The 5,044-nt window shown below is 66.0% G+C and carries 4 protein-coding genes and 1 pseudogene; 3 read left to right on the top strand and 2 right to left on the bottom strand.

The annotated features are described in order from the left end of the window. Positions 1-59: 59 nt before the first annotated feature. A pseudogene (locus ACCC94_RS27635) lies at positions 60-968 on the bottom strand (sigma 54-interacting transcriptional regulator); the annotation flags it as partial. A 260-nt stretch (positions 969-1,228) separates the two neighbouring features. Between ACCC94_RS27635 and phhA the strand changes: the two are divergent. From phhA to ACCC94_RS27620, 3 genes are all read left to right on the top strand, one after another. After that, positions 1,229-2,017, top strand: coding sequence for a phenylalanine 4-monooxygenase (gene phhA / locus ACCC94_RS27630; RefSeq protein ID WP_413352784.1), 789 nt, complete (start codon positions 1,229-1,231; stop codon positions 2,015-2,017). A gap of 105 nt (positions 2,018-2,122) precedes the next feature. Beyond that, positions 2,123-2,479 carry a 4a-hydroxytetrahydrobiopterin dehydratase gene (locus ACCC94_RS27625; RefSeq protein ID WP_413352783.1) on the top strand — a complete coding sequence of 119 codons (357 nt, stop codon included), beginning with the start codon at positions 2,123-2,125 and terminating at the stop codon, positions 2,477-2,479. After that, positions 2,476-3,672, top strand: a complete 1,197-nt coding sequence (locus tag ACCC94_RS27620) for an amino acid aminotransferase (protein ID WP_413352782.1) — start codon at positions 2,476-2,478, stop codon at positions 3,670-3,672. The genes ACCC94_RS27625 and ACCC94_RS27620 overlap by 4 nt, the downstream gene beginning before the upstream one ends. 229 nt (positions 3,673-3,901) lie before the next feature. On the opposite strand, the gene ACCC94_RS27615 is transcribed toward ACCC94_RS27620, so the two are convergent. After that, on the bottom strand, positions 3,902-4,924 hold the full coding sequence (locus tag ACCC94_RS27615; protein ID WP_413352780.1) for a transporter: 1,023 nt from the start codon (positions 4,922-4,924) through the stop codon (positions 3,902-3,904). Positions 4,925-5,044 lie beyond the last annotated feature (120 nt).

The raw sequence follows: 5,044 nt of genomic DNA, 5'->3' as shown, positions 1-5,044 counted from the left end.
AAACACCTCTATTTTCGTCGGCTGCTTAATTTTTTTATATGACACTGGTGGAGTACATGCGTCCCGGGGGGGGTAAACTCCTCCCGGCCGCGCTTCCCTGCGGGGCGCGCGCCTCCCACGGCGCCGGGGCCGTAGCCGAACAGCTCGGTCTCGGCCATGGATTCGGGCAGGCCGGCGCAGTTCAGCGCCATGAACGGCGACTGCCCGCGTGGGCTGGCAAGGTGGCAGGCGCGGGCCAGCAGCTCCTTGCCGGTGCCGGTCTCGCCCTCGATCAATAGCGGCGCATCCAGCGGTGCCATGCGGCGCGCCTCGCGGACCACGGCGGCCATCACCCGCGAGCTCTGGAAGATGCTGTCGAAACCGCGCAGCTCCAGGCGACGCACGTTGTAGATGCGCTCGCCGACGCGGTCGGCGCGGTGCAGGGTGAGCACGGCGCCGGCCAGCGCTTCGCTTTCGTCGTGTTCGGATTGCAGCGGCGCGATGTCGGCGAGGAACACGTCGCCCTTCACCTTGACCCGCAAGCCATTGATACGCGCCTTGTTGGCCCGCACCAGCTCCGGCAGGTCGAGGTCTTCGGCGTAGCGCGACAGCGGGATGCCGGGAACTTCATCGACACGCACGCCCAGCAACTGGGCGGCAGCGCGGTTGCCCGCGACTATCTGCCCGGCCATGTCGATGGACAGCACCGGGAACTCCAGCGCCGCCAGCAGCGCATTCAGTTCCAGGTGACGGCGTTCGCTGGGCATCAGGCCGACGCGCTTGACGCCGAATACCCCCGGCACCGCTTCGAGCTTGGGCTTGAGCGACTGGAACTGCAGGTTGATCAGGTTCGGGCAGAGCAGGTAGATGGCGTTGCCCTGCTCGCCGCCGACTTCGCCGCGATTGACGTTGATGCCGTAGTCGACCAGCAGGTTGAGGATGTCGCGCAGGATGCCGACGCGGTTCTGGCAGTGCACTTTGATGCGCATGGCGGGCCCGTGGTTGTCGTTGTGGTGGGCGCTCCGACGCGGATTTTCGCAAGGCGGTCGGAATTTACCGTCAAGAATATGTGACAGATCAGCGCACCTTCAAGCCATATCCAGATGCGCACGCCGCCAAGCGTAATCAATTCTTTACGGATTACCGCGCATGGCGCTTGCCAGAGCCGCGCCAGAGGGGCTGTTCGACAGCACGCATCGCGCTATTTGTGAGTCATCACAAGAACAGGCAGCTCGACGCCGGAGGCTTCATGAAGACAACGCAGTACGTGGCCCGCCAACCTGACGACGACGGTTTCATCCACTACCCGGAAACCGAGCACCAGGTCTGGAACACCCTGATCACCCGCCAGCTGAAAGTGATCGAGGGCCGCGCTTGTCAGGAGTATCTGGACGGCATCGAGCAACTGGGACTGCCACATGAGCGCATCCCGCAACTGGGCGAGGTCAACCGGGTGCTCCAGGCCACCACCGGCTGGCGCGTGGCGCGGGTGCCGGCGCTGATTCCCTTCCAGACCTTCTTCGAGCTGCTGGCCAGCCAGCAGTTCCCCGTCGCCACCTTCATCCGCACCCCGGAAGAGCTGGACTATTTGCAGGAGCCGGACATCTTCCACGAGATCTTCGGCCACTGCCCGCTGCTCACCAACCCCTGGTTCGCCGAGTTCACCCATACCTACGGCAAGCTCGGCCTGGCCGCCAGCAAGGAGGAACGGGTGTTCCTCGCCCGCCTCTACTGGATGACCATCGAGTTCGGCCTGCTGGATACCTCGCAGGGCCTGCGCATCTACGGCGGCGGCATCCTCTCCTCGCCCAAGGAGACGGTCTACAGCCTTTCCGGCGAGCCCGAGCACCAGGCCTTCGACCCGCTGGAATGCATGCGCACGCCGTACCGCATCGACATCCTGCAGCCCCTGTACTTCGTGCTGCCGGAGCTCAAGCGCCTGTTCGAACTGGCCCATGAGGACATCATGGCGCTGGTGCGCGAAGCCATGCGCCTGGGCCTGCACGCGCCGAAGTTCCCGCCGAAACAGGCCGCCTGATCCGCTGCAATCGATCCCATCTGTGCCTAGGATGAGACGTGCTCGCGAGCCTAAGATGGTTCGCGAGCGCACTCCTATGCCACCCCACGACAAGGAGAACCTTTGATGACCGCACTCACCCAAGCCCATTGCGAAGCCTGCCGCGCCGACGCCCCGAAGGTGTCCGACGAAGAACTGGCGGTGCTGATCAAGCAGATTCCGGACTGGAACATCGAAGTCCGCGACGATCATATGGAACTGGAGCGGGTCTTCCTGTTCAAGAACTTCAGGCATGCCCTGGCATTCACCAACGCGGTGGGCGCCATCGCCGAGGAAGAAGGCCACCACCCCGACCTGCTGACCCAATGGGGCAAGGTCACCGTCACTTGGTGGAGCCACGAGCTCAGGGGCCTGCACCGCAACGACTTCATCATGGCCGCGCGCACCGACGAGCTGGCCGCGAAAGCAGAGGGACGCAAATGAGCCATTTCGCCAAGGTCACCCGCGTACCGGGCGACCCGATCCTGGGCCTGCTCGAAGCCTACCGGGCGGACCCCAATCCCGCGCGGCTCGACCTTGGCGTGGGCGTCTACAAGGACGCCCAGGGCCTCACGCCGATCCCCCGCGCGGTGAAGCTCGCCGAACAGCGCCTGGTGGATAGCGAGACCACCAAGAGCTATGTCGGCAGCCACGGTGATGCGCTGTTCGCCGCGCGCCTGTGCGAGCTGGTGCTGGGCGTCACCTCGCCGCTGCTGGCCGATGCCCGCGCCGACGCCACCCAGACACCCGGCGGCACCGGCGCCCTGCGCCTGGCCGCGGAGTTCATCGCGCATTGCCTGCCGGGCAGGAATATCTGGCTGAGCGACCCGACCTGGCCGATCCACGAGACCCTGTTCGCCGCCGCCGGCGTGCCGATCAAGCACTACCCCTACGTCGGCGCGGACAACCGCCTCGACGCGGAAGCCATGTTCGCCATGCTGGAGAAAATTCCCCAGGGCGACGTGGTGCTGCTGCATGCCTGCTGCCACAACCCCACCGGCTTCGATCTGGACCACGAGCAGTGGCAACGCGTGCTGGAGATCGTCCGTCGCCGCGAGCTGCTGCCGCTGCTGGACTTCGCCTACCAGGGCCTGGGCGATGGGCTGGAAGAGGACGCCTACTCGGTGCGCCTGCTGGCGCAGAACCTGCCCGAGGTGCTGATCACCAGCTCCTGCTCGAAGAACTTCGGCCTCTACCGCGACCGCGTCGGCGCGCTGATCGTCTGCGCCGAGAACGCCGACAAGCTCACCGACATCCGCAGCCAGCTGGCGCTGTTCGCCCGCAACCTGTGGTCCACCCCGCCGGCCCATGGCGCGGAAGTGGTCGCCACCATCCTCGGCGACCCGGAACTCAAAGGCCTCTGGCTGGACGAACTGGACGGCATGCGCGGACGCATCGCCGAGCTGCGTGTCGGCCTGGTGGAAGCGTTGCGCCCCCACGGGCTGGCGGAGCGCTTCGCGCACATCGCCATCCAGCGCGGCATGTTCTCCTACACCGGTCTGCAAGCCGAGCAGGTGCGCATCCTGCGCGAGGAGCACAGCATCTACCTGGTGAGCAGCGGCCGCGCGAACATCGCCGGGCTCGACGGCGAACGCCTGGACCACCTGGCGGCAGCCATCGCCCGCGTCTGCCGCTGACGACGCTTTCTTCCCCCTCGACCGGCCACTGGGCCGGTCTTTTTTTGCCTTGGCTCAGGGGAGCAGCCGGGAAACTATCGCGGACGGAGTCCGCTCCTACAGAGGCATGTTGCGCCGGCGCAGACCTGTAGGAGCGAGCTTGCTCGCGAACGGTGTCAACCCGCAGCTCTGGTGCTGGGAATGTTCGCGAGCAAGCCCGCTCCTACAAGAGGCCGCATACCGATATCGATCAGTAATCGTCGCGTTTGCGAAACGCCCAGCGCCCGGCCAGGCCGGTGAAGCTGGCCACCAGCACCACCAGGATCCAGAAACCCTCCGGGTCGCCGGAGAAGGGAATGCCGCCGACGTTCATGCCGAAGAAGCCGGCGATGATGTTGATCGGCAACGCCAGCACCGTGACCACGGTGAGGGTGAACAGCGTGCGGTTGCTCTGCTCGTTGAACTTCGCGGCGATCTCTTCCTGCAGCAGCTTGATGCGCTCGCCAAGCGCCGTGAGGTCGTTGATCACCAGGGAAAACTCCTCGGTAGCCTCGCGCAGCACGCGCACATCGTCCTCGGTCAGCCACACCGGCGGGCGGTTGAGCAGGCGCATCAGCGAGCCCGGCTCCAGCGCCAGCAGGCGTTGCAGGCGCACCAGCACTCGACGCATGGCGCCCAGGTCGGCGCGGCTGGCAGACAGGCGCGAGGACAGCAACTGGTCTTCGATGCGGTCCACGCTGATGCTGGTCTCGCGGACGATACGGGTAAGGATTTCGCCCTGGTCGCGCAGCAGGTGGATCAGCAGCTCCAGCGGCGAGTTGAAGCTCTCGCCATGCTTCACCGAGGAGCGCAGCGTGTCCACCGAGCGCAGCGGCTGCGCACGGGTGGTGACCAGCAGGCGGCCACGGGCGCAGACCCAGAGGGTGGCGACGTCCGAGGACAGACGGCTGTCGAAATCGAACACCACGTCGTTGACCACCGCCAGCAGCGCGCCGTCGACATGTTCGATGCGGGTGGAGCGCGAGCCTTCGCGCAGGGTCTCGAAGAAGTAGTCGGGCAGATCCAGGTGCGACTTCATCCAGCGCTCGCAGGCGGCGTGCGCGAGGTTCAGGTGCAGCCAGAGGAATTCATCCGCCGCGCGTGGCTCCCGCAGGCGTTGCAGAGCGGTCGGCGAATCGATCTCCAGGCCAGGCTGGCCGGGGCGAAAGCTGAAGCCATAGAGCAGGCCGAACAGGTCGGAGTCCTGGTGGCTCTGGACAATGCTGTGGTTCATGGTTCTCCGGGCCCGCAGGTGGGAGGTGCGTGTAGGAGCGGGGGGGGGGGGGGGGGGGGGGAGCGGCGCCGCCGCGAGGGGGGTGTGGGGGAAGGGGGGCGCAAGAAAAAAAAAAAACAA

It is taken from the genome of Pseudomonas sp. Pseusp97 (assembly GCF_047304025.1).
GTDB lineage: Bacteria > Pseudomonadota > Gammaproteobacteria > Pseudomonadales > Pseudomonadaceae > Pseudomonas.
The sequence above is the reverse complement of the archived record's forward strand: the minus strand, read 5'-3'. Positions and strand labels throughout refer to the sequence as shown.